The sequence below is a fragment of the Acinetobacter sp. SM34 genome (assembly GCF_022012365.1).
GTDB lineage: Bacteria > Pseudomonadota > Gammaproteobacteria > Pseudomonadales > Moraxellaceae > Acinetobacter.
Genome location: NZ_JAKLTP010000001.1, coordinates 1 through 18,252 on the forward strand (window position 1 = coordinate 1; position 18,252 = coordinate 18,252).

Annotated in this window: 14 protein-coding genes; 8 read left to right on the plus strand and 6 right to left on the minus strand. The window is 43.3% G+C overall.

Translation table 11 applies throughout. From position 1 onward, the window contains the following. From LZZ98_RS00005 to LZZ98_RS00020, 5 genes are all read right to left on the minus strand, one after another. Positions 1-370 (minus strand): DUF805 domain-containing protein (locus LZZ98_RS00005; protein WP_442862674.1); only part of this gene is annotated, 370 nt, incomplete at its 3' end. 112 nt (positions 371-482) lie between these two features. Beyond that, positions 483-1,601 carry a hypothetical protein gene (locus tag LZZ98_RS00010; protein ID WP_237786131.1) on the minus strand — a complete coding sequence of 373 codons (1,119 nt, stop codon included), beginning with the start codon at positions 1,599-1,601 and terminating at the stop codon, positions 483-485. A gap of 131 nt (positions 1,602-1,732) precedes the next feature. Continuing rightward, positions 1,733-3,016, minus strand: a complete 1,284-nt coding sequence (locus LZZ98_RS00015) for a ribonucleotide-diphosphate reductase subunit beta (protein WP_237786132.1) — start codon at positions 3,014-3,016, stop codon at positions 1,733-1,735. A gap of 142 nt (positions 3,017-3,158) precedes the next feature. Next, positions 3,159-3,290: a hypothetical protein gene (locus tag LZZ98_RS15465; protein ID WP_265733361.1), complete on the minus strand. Its 132-nt coding sequence runs from the start codon at positions 3,288-3,290 to the stop codon at positions 3,159-3,161. 530 nt (positions 3,291-3,820) lie between these two features. Continuing rightward, positions 3,821-6,640, minus strand: coding sequence for a ribonucleoside-diphosphate reductase subunit alpha (locus LZZ98_RS00020; RefSeq protein WP_237786133.1), 2,820 nt, complete (start codon positions 6,638-6,640; stop codon positions 3,821-3,823). A gap of 590 nt (positions 6,641-7,230) precedes the next feature. Between LZZ98_RS00020 and bfmR the strand changes: the two genes are divergently transcribed. Both bfmR and bfmS read left to right on the plus strand, forming a co-directional pair. After that, on the plus strand, positions 7,231-7,944 hold the full coding sequence (gene bfmR, locus LZZ98_RS00025) for a response regulator transcription factor BfmR (RefSeq protein WP_086174887.1): 714 nt from the start codon (positions 7,231-7,233) through the stop codon (positions 7,942-7,944). 31 nt (positions 7,945-7,975) lie between these two features. Then, positions 7,976-9,643 carry a sensor histidine kinase BfmS gene (gene bfmS, locus LZZ98_RS00030; protein ID WP_237786134.1) on the plus strand — a complete coding sequence of 556 codons (1,668 nt, stop codon included), beginning with the start codon at positions 7,976-7,978 and terminating at the stop codon, positions 9,641-9,643. Positions 9,644-9,678: 35 nt separating this feature from the next. Here bfmS and LZZ98_RS00035 read toward each other — a convergent pair whose 3' ends face one another. Continuing rightward, positions 9,679-10,035 carry a hypothetical protein gene (locus LZZ98_RS00035; RefSeq protein WP_086174885.1) on the minus strand — a complete coding sequence of 119 codons (357 nt, stop codon included), beginning with the start codon at positions 10,033-10,035 and terminating at the stop codon, positions 9,679-9,681. Between the two features lie 570 nt (positions 10,036-10,605). Between LZZ98_RS00035 and ndhC the strand changes: the two genes are divergently transcribed. The 6 genes from ndhC (at position 10,606) to nuoG (ending at position 18,251) form a co-directional block, all read left to right on the plus strand. Beyond that, complete coding sequence (ndhC, locus tag LZZ98_RS00040) at positions 10,606-11,151, plus strand: NADH-quinone oxidoreductase subunit A (protein ID WP_086174884.1); 546 nt, start codon at positions 10,606-10,608, stop codon at positions 11,149-11,151. 7 nt (positions 11,152-11,158) lie between these two features. After that, positions 11,159-11,836: a NuoB/complex I 20 kDa subunit family protein gene (locus LZZ98_RS00045; RefSeq protein ID WP_086174883.1), complete on the plus strand. Its 678-nt coding sequence runs from the start codon at positions 11,159-11,161 to the stop codon at positions 11,834-11,836. Between the two features lie 88 nt (positions 11,837-11,924). Continuing rightward, positions 11,925-13,712, plus strand: a complete 1,788-nt coding sequence (gene nuoC, locus LZZ98_RS00050; RefSeq protein ID WP_237786135.1) for an NADH-quinone oxidoreductase subunit C/D — start codon at positions 11,925-11,927, stop codon at positions 13,710-13,712. Positions 13,713-13,726: 14 nt separating this feature from the next. Then, positions 13,727-14,236 (plus strand): NADH-quinone oxidoreductase subunit NuoE, encoded by a 510-nt coding sequence (gene nuoE / locus LZZ98_RS00055; protein ID WP_086174881.1) that lies wholly within the window; start codon positions 13,727-13,729, stop codon positions 14,234-14,236. Further along, positions 14,233-15,561 carry an NADH-quinone oxidoreductase subunit NuoF gene (gene nuoF / locus LZZ98_RS00060; RefSeq protein WP_237786136.1) on the plus strand — a complete coding sequence of 443 codons (1,329 nt, stop codon included), beginning with the start codon at positions 14,233-14,235 and terminating at the stop codon, positions 15,559-15,561. The genes nuoE and nuoF overlap by 4 nt, the downstream gene beginning before the upstream one ends. Positions 15,562-15,572: 11 nt before the next feature. Beyond that, a complete protein-coding gene (nuoG, locus tag LZZ98_RS00065; RefSeq protein ID WP_237786137.1) occupies positions 15,573-18,251 on the plus strand; it encodes an NADH-quinone oxidoreductase subunit NuoG in 2,679 nt (892 codons plus the stop codon). The last annotated feature ends 1 nt before the right edge of the window (position 18,252 follow it).

Below are 18,252 nucleotides of genomic sequence, written 5' to 3' on the forward strand. Positions count from 1 at the left end.
TGCCCAAAATGAAAGAAACCAGCATAAAGAACCAAAATTCCTTACGTCGTGCACGTCCATCAAAGGTGACATAATTTTTAAGACATTTTACAAACCAGTCAATCATATTAAATTGTTCTTCAGATTGATTCTGGTTTGAAATTTTATCCAGTTGATCAGACAGGTTTTGAATAGGGTTGTTGCGGTTGAGAGCAATATAGATCTGAGTGGCATTACCGGCATCGTCGACAGCAAAATCGACATGTTCGCCACGATTAGGCGGGCGCTGACCTCGCCATTCCGCACCAGTAAAGTTATAGCGATTTTGGTCATCCCCACTGATAATGCCTGTGTTGGTCTGGATGGAAAAATCTAGAATTTGCCCTTTCATTTTAGCCTCTATTTTTATGGATATTAAGTCGTAAATGTAGTGTTGTTATTCAATTTTATAATAGTAGAGCAGTTTGAAAAATAAACATTTTATTTTGCTGAATGAGTTATGGCTATTCAGCTATTGCTCGGATGTTTTTCAGGCTTGCTGAATCAATAAAATAATCTTGAAAGAAACCCTGTTTAATTTCGATATTATAGTTTTGCTGCGGTTGCAGTTTGTTGTTAAATCCAGATATACGGTCTGAGACATAAATTTTATCTGTACCCACATTTTCTGCTAAGTTTGGAGGCAAACGCCAAATTTGTACATTATTCTCTAAACTTTCTAAAGTGAGCGTACTGTTCAGAGTTGAATGATGGGATTCACTATACCAACGATTCAATTGCAAGCTGACAAAATAAAGAGCAGCACCTAAAAAAATACCGCTACAGATGGTTCCAATGTATGGATATTTTTTATTTTCTGCCCGAATAAAAGGGTAGGCTAATAAGGTCATCACAATGATCAATGGAATTGCCCATAAATAAGATTCAACTGCAAAATGTTGTGCCTTGAATAGATATACGGGGGCAAACATTGCAGCAATCACCAGGAGGACACTGAATATAATCAGCGAAGGGGTGCGATTGCCAATATCTTCGCTCGCATATTTAGCTTTAATATCTGCTATGTTTGCCATTTCAATACGATTGGCATCAAAGTTCCAAAATCTTTGAATATTTTTAATAAATTCATTTGATTGCTCATCTGAAAGTATTGATAAAGGTAAAAGATCTAAACTTGATTTCATGAGTGTTCGCTCATTTTTATCATGGACAAATTTTAAGAAACCATGTTTACGCCAATAATCTGCATCTTCACGAATTTTATTTTTGCTAAATAAAGGTTTTAGCCATATTGAATCTGGATTTGAAACAATGTGTCGTGGATTGGGAATGATTTTAATATCATGCACATATTGACGCTCGATTTCACTCCTGTAGAAAGGTCCAAAAGAATAAATTGCTCGATGTGTAGTCAAAATGAATCGAGGAAATAAAGAAATGATTCCGCCTAGAAATAACAAAATGAGATCATAAACTTTGTTAAACGGAAAATTTTGATTGACGAGTTCAGGCCAACGTATCAACAGCATAATTGGTGTGATGAGTAATAATAAAGTTGCTGTGAGTTTGCATAGACGTGGATAAATTTCGATAATTTCACGTTCACCGGATTCTAGTTTCATTAGATGAATTCTTCTTTTAAGTAATATATTGATGTTTTTTGATATGCTAAGTTTTTGTGTTTTATCAATTTACCATAATTTTTAAGCATAAAAAATCCCGCCATATAGACGGGATTTTTTAAATCTTTTGCTTACCAGCTTAACGCACCGCCAGTCTGATAATCCGTTACACGCGTCTCGAAGAAATTCTTCTCTTTACGCAAGTCCATCATTTCCGACATCCACTGGAATGGGTTATTCACACCAGCGAACTGTTCAGGCAAGCCAAGTTGCGCTAAACGGCGGTTACAGATGAACTTCAAGTATTCTTCCATCATCGCTGCATTCATACCGAGTACACCGCGTGGCATAGTGTCACGCGCATATTCGATTTCAAGCATCGTACCTTCAAGAATCATCTGGATGATTTCTTCCTGGAACTCAGTAGTCCAGAGATTCGGGTTTTCGATTTTGATCTGGTTGATCATGTCGATACCAAAATTCAGGTGCATAGACTCATCCCGCAAGATGTACTGGAATTGCTCGGCAACGCCATTCATCTTGTTACGGCGGCCCATAGACAAGATTTGGCTGAACCCACAGTAGAAGAAGATACCTTCAAGTACACAGTAGAACGCGATCAGGTTGCGAAGCAAGATTTGGTCGTTTTCAGGTGTACCGGTTTTAAAAGTAGGATCAGTTAAAGACTGGGTATATTTCAAGCCCCACGCCGCTTTACGTGCTACTGATGGAACTTCGCGGTACATGTTGAAGACTTCGCCTTCATCCATACCCAAAGATTCGATACAGTATTGGTAAGCGTGAGTGTGAATCGCTTCTTCAAATGCCTGACGTAAGATGTATTGACGGCATTCAGGGTTGGTAATGTGACGGTAAATCGCCAATACCAGGTTATTTGCTACCAATGAGTCCGCAGTCGAGAAGAAACCAAGCGAACGCATGACAATAGTACGCTCATCTTCGGTTAAGCCATTTTCAGACTTCCAAAGTGCGATGTCGTGGTTCATGTTGACTTCTTGTGGCATCCAGTGGTTGGCACAACCGTCCAGATATTTTTGCCAAGCCCATTCGTATTTGAACGGTACTAGCTGGTTTAAGTCAGCACGACAGTTGATCATGGCTTTATCATCAACCTGTACACGCTGAGCGCCCATTTCAAGCTCTTCCAAGCCTGGGGCAACGTCAAGTTGATCTAGGGAAGCAGATGCTCTTGCCAACGAATCGGTTGGATTTGATCCTCGGTTTTGAGTGGCTCTAAGGGGTTGTGCAGTTGCCACATGCGACGGTGCGTTGTGTGCATCAGATACCACCTGTGAATGAGCCGTTTTTTTCGGTTCGACGGGCGCAGACTGGTGTTCAGGTGCAGCCGGTTTCTGTGAATCATCTTCGAAATCGTCCCAACTTAGGATAGACATATCAATTCTCTCTTCGATGCTTATATCTTTTATTAGACATCCAGCAAGGCTGAGATGTCCTACTATACGCTCAATTTGTGTAATCAAAATCAAGTTTTGTCGATCACTGCTCTAAACTTGTACGGTAGAGCAAATATCCCCACTACTTATTTTGATTACGCATCTTCTTACCTTGTTTTACCCAGAAGTAAGCAATTGGTACATAAAAGGTCAGAATAAAGGAAACAACCAATACCGCAAGTCCTAACATGTAGTTGTGAGTCATATGGAGCATGGAGATTTCCTTTATTTTTAAATTGAGAGGCTTTTCAGCCTCTCAGTGCGTTACCAGAAACTTAATTGATTCGGGTAACTGCGACAGTGAGCACAAACATTTTCCCACCGATTAAATAGGTATCTAACGTATGAGCGAACACTAACGCCTCGAGGATAAGCACAATAACTCATCAGTCAGCTCCTGTTTACAAAATGGAGCTTTCAGAGGAGTGACTCAATCCCTAAACTTTGCTAAAGTATTCTTTGTTAAGTCGTCGAAAATTTAACATTGAATACTTTAGTTATTCAGGGAATTATTTCCTCTGAAAGCTTGGGTTTTCAAATCAATGGTCTGTCATTTATGGCAGGCCATTTTTTATTGCTTAAAATTTATTTCTATTTAAATCCGCACCTCCATTTATTTTTTAGTTGGTTTGGAATCCCCCTAAATCCCCCTTTTGCAAAGGGGGACTTGCATCCCGCCATTTGCTTCGAGGAATCTCCCTCCTTTGGCAAAGGAGGGTCGGGGTGGATTTGAAACCCGTCAGATTACTGACAAGCCTCACAATCAGGATTGTCAATTGAACATGCCATTGGTACTGGCGCTGCTTGAGCAAAATCTTCTTCTTCAGCTTTCACTTCAGGCGCTACCGCAGCAGTAACAGGTGCTGCAACAGTTGCAGGTTTAACTGCGTTCAATGCGCCAGTGTTAATAGTCGATTTCTCGGCAGAAGTCGCACCCAATGCACGAAGATAATAAGTGGTTTTAAGACCACGTAACCAAGCCATTTTGTAAGTCAGGTCAAGTTTCTTACCGTTTGCACCAGAGATGTAAAGGTTAAGTGACTGAGCTTGGTCAATCCATTTTTGACGACGTGATGCAGCATCCACAATCCAGCGTGGTTCAACTTCAAACGCAGTCGCGAAGATTGCTTTAAGCTCTTCAGGAATACGTGAAATCTTTTGAACAGAACCTTCGAAGTGTTTCAGGTCGTTCACCATCACCGCATCCCAAAGACCGCGATCTTTTAACGCACGTACCAGGTACGGGTTGATCACTGTGAATTCACCAGAAAGGTTAGATTTCACATACAAGTTCTGGAAAGTTGGTTCGATCGACTGAGAAACACCACAGATGTTCGAAATGGTCGCAGTCGGTGCAATCGCCATCACGTTCGAGTTACGCATCCCGTCTTTTTGAACTTTGGCACGCAAAGTGTCCCAGTCCAAACGTTGAGTACGGTCTACTTCAAACATACGCTCAGGACGTGTTTTCGCAACCAGGTCAAGTGAGTCAATTGGTAGGATACCTTGATCCCACAGTGAACCTTTAAATGTCTCATAAGTACCACGTTCAACAGCCAAATCGCTCGATGTTGAAATCGCGTAGTAGCTGATCACTTCCATAGATTCATCAGCAAAATCTACCGCAGCATCTGAACCGTAGGCCAATTTCATTTCATACAATGCATCCTGGAAGCCCATGATGCCCATACCGACCGGACGGTGTTTCAAGTTCGAATTTTTCGCTTGCGGAACAGCGTAGTAGTTGATGTCGATAACGTTATCGAGCATACGAACAGCAGTTTTCACTGTACGCGCCAATTTTTCGCGATCTAACACACCACCTTGAACGTGTTGTACCAGGTTGATCGAACCCAAGTTACATACCGCAATTTCTTCTTTGCTTGTGTTCAAAGTAATTTCTGTACACAAGTTAGATGAGTGAACTACGCCCACGTGTTGTTGTGGTGAACGCAAGTTACATACGTCTTTGAATGTGATCCACGGGTGACCTGTTTCAAACAACATAGACAGCATTTTGCGCCACAAATCTTTTGCACGTACTTTTTTGTGCAACATGTTTGTTTCTTTGGCAATGCCTTCGTAGTAAGCATAACGCTCAGCAAATTCAGAACCCGTTAAGTCGTGAAGATCCGGTGTTTCCGATGGTGTGAACAATGTCCACTCAGCATCTTCAAATACACGTTGCATGAACAGGTCTGGAACCCAGTTTGCTGTGTTCATGTCATGCGTACGGCGACGGTCATCACCCGTGTTTTTACGCAGTTCCAGGAATTCTTCGATGTCCAGGTGCCAGGTTTCAAGGTATGCACATACGGCACCTTTACGCTTACCACCTTGGTTAACGGCAACAGCGGTATCGTTCGCCACTTTAAGGAAAGGAACAACACCTTGTGACTTACCGTTTGTACCTTTGATATACGAGTTCAAGGCACGAACAGGCGTCCAGTCATTACCTAAACCGCCAGCCCATTTTGACAGCATTGCATTATCACGCATCGCGCCATAAATGTCATACAGGTCATCATCAATAGTCGTTAAATAGCAGCTCGACAACTGTGGACGTAGTGTTCCTGAGTTAAACAGGGTAGGCGTAGACGCCATGTAATCGAAGCTCGACAATAAGTTATAGAACTCGATTGCACGTTCTTCACGGTTTTCTTCGTTGAGTGAAAGACCCATCGAAACACGCATGAAGAATAATTGTGGCAATTCGAAACGTACGCCATCTGAATGGATGAAGTAACGGTCAAATAAAGTTTGTAGACCTAAGTACGTGAATTGGTTTGAGCGTTCTGGCTGAATCGCAGCTGCCAGTTTAGCCAGGTCAAAGTTAAGAAGTTCTGGAGAAAGCAGCTCAAGCTCGATACCTTTCTTCAAGAAAGTTTCAAGTGCGTCGCCTTCATTGGTATCTGTAGACAGACCTAAAAACTCAAGACCTGTAGCAACCAAGTTGTCACGAAGTAAACGTGCAGTGACATAGGTATAGTTTGGTTCTTGTTCAATACGGGTACGTGTCGCCATCATCATGGTCGTTGAGATGTCAGACTCTTTTACGCCGTTGTACAAGTTTTTCACGGTTTCATCGACAATTGCCTGTACGTCAATACCTTCAAGGCCTTCAGCAGCTTTTGCCACATGAGCTTCTAATGCCCCTAGGTCAAGCGGTTTATGTTGACCGTTTGCAGTAATCACTTGCAGGGTTGGATGATGATGAGCGCCAGTTTGTTTGCGTGCTTCAGAGCGTTGTTCGCGGTAGATGACATACGCACGCGCAACTTTTTGTTCACCTGTACGCATGAGCGCCAGTTCAACTTGGTCTTGAATTTCTTCAATATGAATCGTGCCGCCTGATGGTAAACGACGGTTAAACGTATTCATGACCATTTCGGTCAGCTGCTCGATGCGGTCATGAATACGGCTTGAATCAGCGCTTTGCTGGCCTTCTACAGCCAAAAAAGCTTTACCTATCGCTACAGAAATTTTTTCTGCGTCAAAGGTGGCAACATCACCGGTGCGTTTAATCACCTGAAGTTGACCAGGAGTTGAAGTGATTACGCTCATTGTGGCATAGCTCCATTGTCATCTATTGTTTTATATGTGTGGACCATTTGAACTGGACGATATTTCATCTCAGTGTTTGATGATTAAACACAAGAACTAGTGGTTTAAAATCGGAATAAGCACAAGATACGGGAAAATTCAGGGTAGATCAATATTGACATTTCGTTAAAATTTTTGATTGAACTCTGCAATGATCCTTTGCAAAAACGTCCCTATTTTTATGTTTCTTGTAGAAGCCTTATCAGACAAGGGCATAGCATATCAAAGCTAAAAAAATGTGCTTATAGATAACATTGTGGATAACTTAAAAGAAATGGGCTAACTAGTCAGAAACTGTGCAAACAGCAGGGTGGATCAAAAAATAGACATTTTGTAACTTGATATTTCTAAAAATTCCCTGAAAATCACTAAAATATGAAAAATCCAATAAATTCAATGTTTAAAAAAAACATAACAAAATGCTACTTTGATGTATCAGTTTGGTGAACGGTATCTTGTTTACAATGTAAACGTGTGTATATTGCTGAATATATTAAAGCGTATCCAATGGATTTTTAAGGATACCTTAATCCAATATAAAGGGGCATTTTATGAGCCAAGAAGAAAAGTTACCTAAAATTTTAATTGTTGAAGACGATGAACGTCTTGCGCGTTTGACTCAAGAATACCTTATCCGTAATGGGTTAGAGGTTGGGGTAGAGCCTGACGGTAATCGTGCAATCCGCCGTATCATTGCTGAACAACCGGATTTGGTGGTGCTTGATGTGATGTTGCCGGGTGCAGATGGTTTGACCATTTGTCGTGAAGTGCGTCCACATTATCATCAACCAATTTTGATGTTGACTGCACGTACTGAAGATATGGATCAGGTTTTGGGTCTGGAAATGGGTGCCGATGACTACGTTGCCAAACCAGTTCAACCGCGTGTATTGCTTGCCCGTATCCGTGCCTTGCTGCGCCGTACCGACAAGGCACCTGAAGATGAAGTAGCTCAACGCATCGAATTTGATGACCTTGTGATTGATAACGGTGGCCGTTCAGTGACCTTGAATGGCGATTTGGTTGACTTTACCAGCGCTGAATATGACCTGTTATGGCTATTGGCTTCAAATGCTGGTCGTATCCTGTCTCGTGAGGATATTTTTGAGCGTCTGCGCGGCATTGAATATGATGGTCAGGACCGTTCAATCGATGTACGTATCTCACGTATCCGTCCAAAAATTGGCGATGATCCTGAAAATCCAAAACGTATTAAGACCGTACGTAGTAAAGGTTATCTGTTCGTTAAAGAAACCGGTCTTTAAGCGCTACCCGCTAATTTTATAGGACAGCTTCGTGTTTAAACACAGTATATTCTTGCGCATTTATGCGGGGTTAGTGATTTTAGTCGCCTTGGTGGCTTTATTTGGCTACCTGTTGGTACAAATTATCAATTACCAGCGTGCACAAGAGTATCGTGAATCTTTAACCGATGGCATTTCTTATATCATTAGCGAGGGTATTGCTCGACAGCCGAATGAGCAACAAAAGCGGGACTGGATTTCTGATGCTTCAGATTTGCTTGAGCTGCCCATTTATTATGTCGATGCCAACAAGGTCGATTTATCTCGCGCCGAGCAAAGACGGGTCGAGGAGCGTAAAGCGGCGGTTCGTTATGACGCAGAAAACTCCATTGCCTATATTATTATTGGGTTGAAGGATGATCCCAAGCATTTACTTTATGTAAAAGTAGATAAAATTGGGGAACGCCAAATGAAGGCGTTGCCGATTTTTATTCTGGATTATCTGGTGTATTACCCTGGGCAGGAAAAAGAATATCTTGCTAAAATTCAAGCGAATTTTTCTTATCCAATTGCCATTGAAAAAGTTCAAAACCTGCCGCTCGATTCAGAGCAAATTGGCCGACTTCGACTAGATCACAGTATTATTTTATACCGTGATAATGCCTCGGTGCGCGGTACCACTATCTCGATTGTTTCACCGATGCCAAGTTCACCTTCAGAGGTGCTGGTTTTAGGTCCGGTACCCCTATTTAACTGGATGCCTTTCCAGTTGGCTGCAGGCATTACCTTGTTAAGCTTGTTTGTATTAAGCCTTGGGGTATATGGTTTGCTGGTGCCTATGCAGCGTCGCTTACGCGAAGTAAATTATGCCTTGCATCGCATGAAATCGGGTGACATGACCTTGCGTTTGCCGGTCGATGGTACCGATGAAATGGCCAGTCTGGCGACCAATTACAACAGCATGTCTGATCACATTCAGCGTTTGATTGAGGCGCAGCGTGAGCTGATGCGTGCAGTTTCGCATGAGCTGCGGACGCCTGTGGCGCGTATTCGTTTTGGTATGGAGATGCTAGCGGAAGAGGAAGATTACGACTATCGCTTGCAGCAGGTCGAAATGATTGATAAGGATATTGAAGCGCTGAATACCTTGATCGATGAAATCATGACCTATGCAAAACTGGAGCAGGGTACGCCTTCTTTAGATTTTGAAAAAATTATTCTGTTTGAAGTATTGGATCAGGTGGTTATTGAAACCGAAGCCCTGAAGACTCAAAAAGAAATTGAACTGAAAGCGCCGCCTATTACTATAGTGGTGGATGCTGAACGTCGTTACTTGCATCGTGTGGTGCAGAATCTGGTCGGTAATGCGGTTCGCTACTGCGACCATAAGGTGATTGTCAGTGGCGGAATTAATGACGAAGGCTTGGCTTATGTTCAAGTCGAGGATGACGGGGCAGGTGTGCCGGAAGAAGAGCGTCAGCGCATTTTTGAAGCTTTCGCACGTCTGGATGACAGTCGTACCCGTGCTTCCGGAGGCTATGGTTTAGGTTTATCCATTGTGAGTCGTATTGCCTACTGGTTTGGCGGTAAGATTGAAGTCGATCAAAGTCCGGTTTTGGGTGGTGCACGCTTCACCATGTGCTGGCCTGTGCAGCGCTTTAATAAAACCAAAAAGAAAACCAATCTTATAAAAGATGGCATCTTGAATACGGAATTTTAGATCATAAAAAGCACCGGATTCGGTGCTTTTTAGTCTTATTCGTGACTGGTAGCATCTGGTTCAATCAGGCTTTTTCCCTGTTTTAAGCTGGCGAGTGCATCTGCATTGAAATCTAGCAGCAAAGAATTGTTTTTGGGGTCAATTGCATAATGGCTGATCAATTTCTGGTCCCCGTTTAATGTTTCGACCCTGTATTCATCAGCAACGTTTAAAATAGCTTCGAGATTGGTGGTGGTTGAAGCAAAGTCCTGGCGGAAAAGATCATAAATATCACGCAGGTCAAAAATAGCATCACGTGCATCTGGATGTTTCTCGATATATCGTTCCACATGACGCACTAACAGTTGTGCAAAGAAGAAGTATTCAGATTCATGGGCATATTTTAATGTCATTATAGTTTCTCCTGTCTATTCACTTTTTGAGTTTTAAATACAAATATCACAAACTGTTAAACGCATGTCAAAGTGTTGCAAAAAAACCACAAGAATAAAGCAGCTTATGCAAAAAATATGGGTTAGCTTATAAAGCAAAGAAGGTGATTTATGTTTAATGTCGTGATGATCAGGAGGAAAATTTAATCAATTTCCGTGGTTGCTATCATTTTTTAAATAAATACTGAAAATAAAATGAACTTTTAAAATAGATGGGATATTCATTAATAACTGCACTTCTGGTTTGAGAAATAAGTGAGTAAAAATTCCTCATAAAATCTTAATGTGAGAAAATTTAATAAAAATAACTATTTTTATTAAATAAAACGATAAAAGTTGTGTGCAAGGGAATATACGCAAATTAAAAGCGGTAATGTCGAAAAAATCATCCAAAAGACTAAGGCTTATAAGCTAGCAAGTGAAATCATAAATCAGGTACAATTGGCGGGATTAATTTTGTGTTTGGTGTATTTGAAGGCCAATACATACATTCTTTGTTAATAAATTAGGCCTGCCAGGAGTTATCCCCGCATGAGTGCCATTACTCCATACGATTGGGCAATTATTGCCTTCGTGATCGGCGTTACATTTCTTTGTGTCTTTATGCTAACAGTTCCTTTACTCCTTGGGGGTAAATCATGGGGCCGTGCAAAGCAAGAGCAATTTGAGTCAGGTGTGGTAGGGGCTGGTGGAGCACGTATCCGCTTGTCTGCAAAGTTCTACTTGGTTGCTATTTTCTTTGTGGTATTTGACCTGGAAGCACTGTATCTCTACGCATGGGCTACATCAGTTCGTGAAGTAGGTTGGTTCGGTTTTACCACTGTTGTAATTTTTGTGGTCGATTTATTGATTGCTTTGGTTTATGCCATTTCTGTAGGGGCATTAAACTGGGCACCAACCGATCGTCTCAAAGCAGCAGTTATGAAGTCGAAAGTGGGTTCACCGAATATGAACCTTGCCGACATTACGCGCTTCAATTCTATTGAAGAGTTGGTTGTTGATCCTACAGGTCAAATTCCAGCTCAATCATCTGGTCGTGTGAAAAAATCTGCGACTACATCATCTAGTAAGGAGTAACCCGGGAATGAAATATACATTAACCCGTGCGAATCCGGATGCTGATCAATATCCACTTCAAGAGCGTCAGATCGTTAGCGATCCGCTTGAAGAAGAAGTGAATAAAAATGTGTTCATGACTCGTTTAGAGGATGTAATGCATACAGCTGTAAACTGGGGCCGTAAAAACTCTGTATGGCCGTTTAACTTTGGTACATCATGCTGTTACGTAGAATATGCAACCACCTTGACAGGTGTGCATGATATGTCACGTTTCGGTGCCGAGGTTATTCGTGCTTCACCGCGTCAGGCTGACTTAATGATCGTTGCAGGCACCTGCTTCGTGAAAATGGCACCTGTAATCCAGCGTCTATACGAGCAAATGTTAGAGCCTAAATGGGTGATTTCAATGGGTGCTTGTGCAAACTCTGGCGGTATGTACGACATCTATTCAGTGGTTCAAGGTGTGGATAAAATCATCCCTGTCGATGTGTACATCCCAGGTTGTCCGCCACGTCCTGAAGCATTGCTGCAAGCATTAATGTTGTTACAAGACCAAATTCAATTAGAGCGCCGTCCGCTTTCAGCGGTCATTGGTGATGATCTTCAGCCAGTATATAAGCCAAAGATGCAGCCAGAACGTGACCGTAAGAATGCTGAACGTATTGCAGTGAAAAACTTACGCTCTATGGATGAAATTAAATAATCTGAGCGACAAAATATTGATGCACCCGGTCTGGGTGTAATTGTCGTTTAAGGTTGCCTGAATTTGTATTAAATAGGAAGCCAAGCCAATGGCTGAAACTAACATTGCTATGCCAGAATCAACTCCAGTTGATTCACGCCCAGCATTTGCAATTATAGAAGAGCTCAAAACCAAATTTGGTGAGAACTTCTTTGTGCAAACGACTTTTGAAGACTTTCCAACAGTCTGGGTTGAGCGCGCACGTGTACAAGAAGTTTTAATGTTCTTGCGTACAGTGGCACGTCCTTACGTGATGCTGTTCGACTTGTCTGCAGTAGATGAACGCTTGCGTACTCACCGTGACGGTTTGCCTGCGTCAGACTTCACTGTGTTCTATCACTTGTTGTCGCTAGAGCGTAACAGTGATATTCGTATTAAAGTTGCCTTGAATGAGAGTGATCTCAATATTCCAACAGCAACCAACATTTGGCCAAATGCCAACTGGTACGAACGTGAAGCTTACGATATGTTTGGCATTAACTTCGAAGGGCATCCAATGCTCCGTCGTATTTTGTTGCCAACATATTGGGAAGGTCACCCGCTACGTAAAGAATATTCTGCACGTGCCACTGAATATACGCCGTATATGCAGAACCAGGCGAAACAGGATTTTGAACAGGAACATCTTCGTTTCGTTCCTGAAGACTGGGGTCTAAAACGCGGTAACGCCGATGAAGACTTCATGTTCCTGAACCTGGGTCCGAACCATCCATCTGCACATGGTGCCTTCCGTGTGATCTTGCAGCTGGATGGCGAAGAAGTAAAAGACTGTGTGCCTGATATCGGTTATCACCACCGTGGTGTGGAAAAGATGGCCGAGCGTCAAACCTGGCATTCATTTATTCCGTATACCGACCGTGTTGACTATCTGGGTGGTTGTGCGCAAAACATGCCTTATGTAATGGGTGTGGAGCAACTTGCGGGAATCACCGTTCCTGACCGTGCGCAATGTATCCGTGTCATGATGTCTGAATTGTTCCGTATCAATAACCACTTGTTATATATCGGTACAGCCATTCAGGATGCCGGCGGTATGACCCCAGTATTCTATATGTTTGCTGACCGTCAGAAAATCTATGACGCTATTGAAGCGATCACTGGCTACCGTATGCACCCGGCGTGGTTCCGTATTGGTGGTACAGCACATGACCTTCCAAACAACTGGCAATCACTCATTCGCGAAATCCTGGACTGGATGCCGAAGCGTATGAACGAGTACTACACAGCAGCGCTTAAAAACTCAGTGTTTATTGGTCGTACCCGTAATGTTGCGCAATACGATGCAAAATCTGCATTGGCTTGGGGTGTAACCGGTACTGGTCTGCGTGCAACAGGGATCGACTTCGACGTACGTAAATACCGTCCTTATAGCGGTTATGAAAACTACGATTTCGACGTACCGGTTGAATACGAAGGCGATGCTTACGCGCGTGTGATTGTTCACTTCCGTGAAATCGAACAATCGCTGAAAATCATCAAACAGTGCTTAGACAACATGCCTTCTGGTGCGTACAAAGCAGACCATCCACTGGCTGTTCCACCACCAAAAGACAAGACATTACAAGATATTGAAACCTTGATTACGCACTTCTTAAGCGTATCATGGGGTCCTGTAATGCCTGCAGGTGAAGCATCTGTGATGGCGGAAGTGGTAAAAGGTGCGTCTAACTATTACTTGACTTCAGACAAGTCAACCATGAGTTACCGTACCCGTATTCGTACACCGACTTTCACGCACTTACAGCAAATGCCTTCTGTGATTAATGGCAGTCTTGTGTCTGACTTAATCATTTATTTAGCGACAATTGACGTCGTAATGGCTGACGTGGATCGCTAAGGGGTAATCGCATTATGATGATTTTGACTGATAAAAAGCCACGTGTGAATGTTGAAGGGATTTTAACTTCGGAAGAAATCCACGAAATTGAACATCACATTGGTCACTATCCGTACCCACGTGCCGCATGTCTAGATGCGCTGAAGTGTGTACAACGCCGTAATGGTTGGGTAGATGACGCGCAAATGAATGCAATTGCTCAGCTTTTGAGTATGAGCGTTGCAGATCTTGAAGGGGTTGCGACTTTCTATAACCGTATTTACCGTCAACCGGTCGGTCGTCACGTAATTTTATTATGTGACTCGATCGCGTGTTTCTTGATGGGTGCGGAAACTTTGGCAGAAGCCTTTCAGCGTGAATTGGGTATTCAATTTGGTCAAACCACCGCTGACGGTCGTTTCACTTTATTGCCAATCTGCTGCTTGGGTAACTGTGACAAAGGTCCAACCCTGATGATTGATCAAGACACGCACGGTTTGGTTGAAGTAACTTCAATTAAACAGTTATTGGAGAAGTATGTATGAATACTGAACCAAAACCAATTTATGGCGACGGTAACCCAGAAACTCACCCATTAACATGGCGTTTGAGCAAACAGGAACATGTTCGTAGTGCAGATGATTACGAAACACTTGAAGGTTATGCCGGCTTCAAAAAAGCCATTGGCATGCAACCGAAAGATGTGCTTGAAGTCATTAAAGCTGCGACTGTAAAAGGCCGTGGTGGTGCAGGTTTCCCGGCAGGGATTAAATGGTCGCTTATGGCGCCAAATGATGGTGGTCCACGCTACCTGATCTGTAATGCCGATGAAATGGAACCAGGTACTTTCAAAGACCGTTTGTTGATGGAAAAACTTCCGCATCAATTGATCGAAGGTATGCTGATTGCAGGCTATACGCTAGAAGCAACTCAGGGTTATATCTTTATCCGTGGTGAGTATATCGAAGCTGCTGGCTACTTAAATGAAGCGTTAGAGCAAATCCGTGCCAAAGGTTACCTGGGTGAAAACATCCTTGGTACTGGCTGGAACTTCGAAATGCATGTGCATACCGGTGCGGGTCGTTATATCTGTGGTGAAGAAACCGCATTGATTAACTCGCTTGAAGGTCGCCGTGCCAACCCACGTACCAAACCACCATTCCCGCAAGTTGCAGGTGCTTGGGGTCGTCCTACGATTGTCAACAACGTAGAGACTTACAACAACTTACCGGCAATCATGCTGCGTGGTCCTGAATGGTATATCGGCTTATCTGCGGGTAAATCGAAAGATCCGGGTACCAAAATTTACGGTGCATCAGGCAAAGTGAAATTCCCTGGTCTTTGGGAACTTCCATTTGGTACCACTGCACGTGAAGTGATTGAAGATCACGCTGGTGGTATGCGCGACGGTTTGAAACTGAAAGCGTGGTTACCAGGTGGTGCCTCGACTGACTTCCTGGCAGCAGAGCATATCGACTTGCCAATGGATGCAGAAAGCATTATGAAAGCAGGTTCACGTTTAGGTACCTGTTTGCTCATGGTAGTTGATGAAACTCAATGTATGGTTTCAGCAACGCGTAACCTTGAAGAATTCTTTGCGCGTGAATCATGTGGTTTCTGTACCCCTTGCCGTGATGGCCTACCTTGGGCGGTGAAAGCGCTGAAAGCACTTGAAGACGGTACAGGTAAGAAAGAAGATATCGATCACTTACAAGAACTGACTCGTAAGCTTTGGATTGGTAAAACTTTCTGTGCTCACGCTCCAGGTGCTATGGAACCACTCATGGGCGCACTCAAACATTTCCGTGGCGAATTTGAAGCGAAGGTAGTCAATGCCGCCGCTCAAACCAGCAACGTAGAACAAGCTTAAGGAATTCGACTATGGCTACAATTCATGTCGATGGCAAATCGTATGAAGTCAACGGCTCGGAAAACTTGCTACAAGCATGTTTGAGTCTTGGCATTGATATCCCATACTTTTGTTGGCATCCATCCTTAGGTTCTGTCGGTTCTTGCCGTCAATGTGCCGTGACTCAATACGCGAATCCGGAAGATACCCGTGGTCGTTTGGTCATGTCATGTATGACACCTGCTTCTGACAATACCTACATCTCGATTGAAGACAAAGAAGCAAAAGATTTCCGTGCTTCGATTGTTGAATTCTTGATGACCAACCACCCACACGACTGTCCAGTGTGTGAAGAAGGTGGTCACTGTCATTTGCAAGATATGACTGTGATGACTCAGCATGATCGTCGTCGCTACCGTTTCACTAAACGTACCCATTACAACCAGGAGCTTGGCTCATTCATTTCTCACGAAATGAACCGTTGTATTGCGTGTTACCGTTGTGTGCGTTACTACAAAGATTATGCGGGTGGTACAGACTTTGGTGTCTACGCAAGTGCATCACGAGTTTACTTTGGTCGTCCAGAATCAGGTACTTTAGAATCTGAATTCTCTGGTAACTTGACTGAAGTTTGTCCTACAGGTGTATTTACCGACAAAACTCACTCTGAACGCTATAACCGTAAGTGGGACATGCAGTATGCGCCAAGCGTATGCCAAGGCTGTTCTTCAGGTTGTAACATCTCTCCGGGTGAACGTTATGGCGAACTTCGTCGCGTAGAAAACCGTTTCAATGGTGACGTTAACCAATATTTCCTTTGCGACAAAGGTCGTTTTGGTACAGGTTATGTGAACCGTGCAGACCGTCCACGTCAACCACAATTACGTGATGGTGCCAACGTAACGACTATTTCAGTTGATCAGGCATTAGATACCGTGATTGCAAATATCCAGGGCAAAAAAGTTCTAGGTATTGGTTCACCACGTGCATCGCTTGAAACTAACTTCGCGCTTCGCGAACTTGTTGGTCAAGATAACTATTCAACCGGTATGTCGCAAAAAGAGCAAAGCCTGGTTGAACTTGCAGCTTCTATCATGCAAACCGAGGGTGTCTATAACCCGACCATGCGTGAAATCGAAAGCTATGATGCTGTGTTGATTCTGGGTGAAGACTTAACCCAAACTGCGCCACGTATGGCATTGTCTGTGCGTCAGGCTGCGAAAAACAAAGCCAAAGAAATGGCAGCAGAACGTCGCACCCAAGAATGGTTGGCTGAACCAGTACAACGTATTGGTCAAGATGAAAAATCTCCAATCTTCATTCTTGCTGCTACACAAACACGTTTAGCAGACGTAGCGACGGGTGAAGTTGTTGCATCTCCAAACGATATCGCGCGTTTAGGCTTTGCAGTTGCTGCTGCTGTTAAAGGTGAAAGCATTCTTGGTTTAGATGACGATGCCAAAGCATTTGCGCAAACCATTGCTGATACCTTAAAAGCGGCTAAAAAACCACTGATCATCTCTGGTACAAGCTTGCAAGATGCTGCGATCATGGAAGCTGCTGCACAAGTGGCTCAGAACCTAGGTAATGCAGGCTTAACCTTGACTGTTCCTGAAGTGAACTCAATGGGCTTGGCAATCTTCGGTGGTCAAAGCTTAGAACAAGCTTTCGCGCAAGATTACGACACCATTATTGTGGTTGAAAATGACCTTTACCGTCGTTTACCAGCTGCACAAGTGAATGCTGCACTTTCAGGCAAAGAAGTGATTGTTCTAGATCACTCTGAAACTGAAACAGTGAAGAAAGCGGATATTGTGCTTTCAGCTGCCAGCTTCGCGGAAGGTGATGGTACTGTGGTATCGCAAGAAGGCCGTGCACAACGTTTCTACCAAGTGTATGACCCAAGCTACTACAAACCTGAACTTGCGATCAAAGAATCATGGCGCTGGTTGCATGCCATTGAAACTGGTGTGAAAGGTAAAGCGATTTCTTGGACATTGCTTGACGATGTTATTGAATCCGTAGTGAAAAACGTTCCTGCACTTGAAGCAATTCAAGATGTAGCACCAGACGCGGGTTACCGTGTCCATGGCTTGAAGATTGCACGTGAACCACGTCGTTATTCAGGTCGTACCTCTATGCGTGCTCCGCTTTCAGTGCATGAACCTAAACAGCCAGTCGATGTTGATTCTGCATTAACATTCTCTATGGAAGGTTATGTGGGTAATCAGACTCCATCTTCACTGGTTCCATTTGCATGGTCTGCAGGCTGGAACTCTCCACAAGCCTGGAACAAATTCCAGGACCAAGTGGGTGGTCACTTAAAAGGCGGTGATTCAGGTATTCGTTTATTCGATCGTTTGGCTAAACGTCCTGTACGTACATTCGTTGCTCCAGCACCAGTACTTGTAAATGCTGAAAGCTTCCGTTTAGTGCCTATGCATCATATCTTTGCTTCTGGTGAATTTACTGTGAAAACTCCGGCCATGGAATCACGTATTCCGAATGCCATGTTTGCAGTAGGTGAGCAAGATGCTGCGCGTCTAAACGTTCAAGATGGTCAAAAAATTACTGTGAAAGCAGGCGAGGCAACCATTAGCCTTCCAGTTCAAGTGATCGAATATTTACCGACAGGTTATATCGGTTATCCAATTGGTCTTGCACCAACGGTTTCACTTGCAGAACCTGTCTCAGTCGCGGTAGGAGTGTAAT

Coding starts and splice junctions, on each gene's coding strand:
- nuoE (WP_086174881.1), top strand. CDS start 13,727: ATGATGATTTTGACTGATAAAAAGCCACGTGTGAATGTTGAAGGGATT.
- nuoC (WP_237786135.1), top strand. CDS start 11,925: ATGGCTGAAACTAACATTGCTATGCCAGAATCAACTCCAGTTGATTCA.
- LZZ98_RS15465 (WP_265733361.1), bottom strand. CDS start 3,290: ATGCTCCATATGACTCACAACTACATGTTAGGACTTGCGGTATTGGTT.
- bfmR (WP_086174887.1), top strand. CDS start 7,231: ATGAGCCAAGAAGAAAAGTTACCTAAAATTTTAATTGTTGAAGACGAT.
- LZZ98_RS00020 (WP_237786133.1), bottom strand. CDS start 6,640: ATGAGCGTAATCACTTCAACTCCTGGTCAACTTCAGGTGATTAAACGC.
- LZZ98_RS00015 (WP_237786132.1), bottom strand. CDS start 3,016: ATGTCTATCCTAAGTTGGGACGATTTCGAAGATGATTCACAGAAACCG.
- nuoG (WP_237786137.1), top strand. CDS start 15,573: ATGGCTACAATTCATGTCGATGGCAAATCGTATGAAGTCAACGGCTCG.
- LZZ98_RS00010 (WP_237786131.1), bottom strand. CDS start 1,601: ATGAAACTAGAATCCGGTGAACGTGAAATTATCGAAATTTATCCACGT.
- LZZ98_RS00035 (WP_086174885.1), bottom strand. CDS start 10,035: ATGACATTAAAATATGCCCATGAATCTGAATACTTCTTCTTTGCACAA.
- nuoF (WP_237786136.1), top strand. CDS start 14,233: ATGAATACTGAACCAAAACCAATTTATGGCGACGGTAACCCAGAAACT.
- ndhC (WP_086174884.1), top strand. CDS start 10,606: ATGAGTGCCATTACTCCATACGATTGGGCAATTATTGCCTTCGTGATC.
- LZZ98_RS00045 (WP_086174883.1), top strand. CDS start 11,159: ATGAAATATACATTAACCCGTGCGAATCCGGATGCTGATCAATATCCA.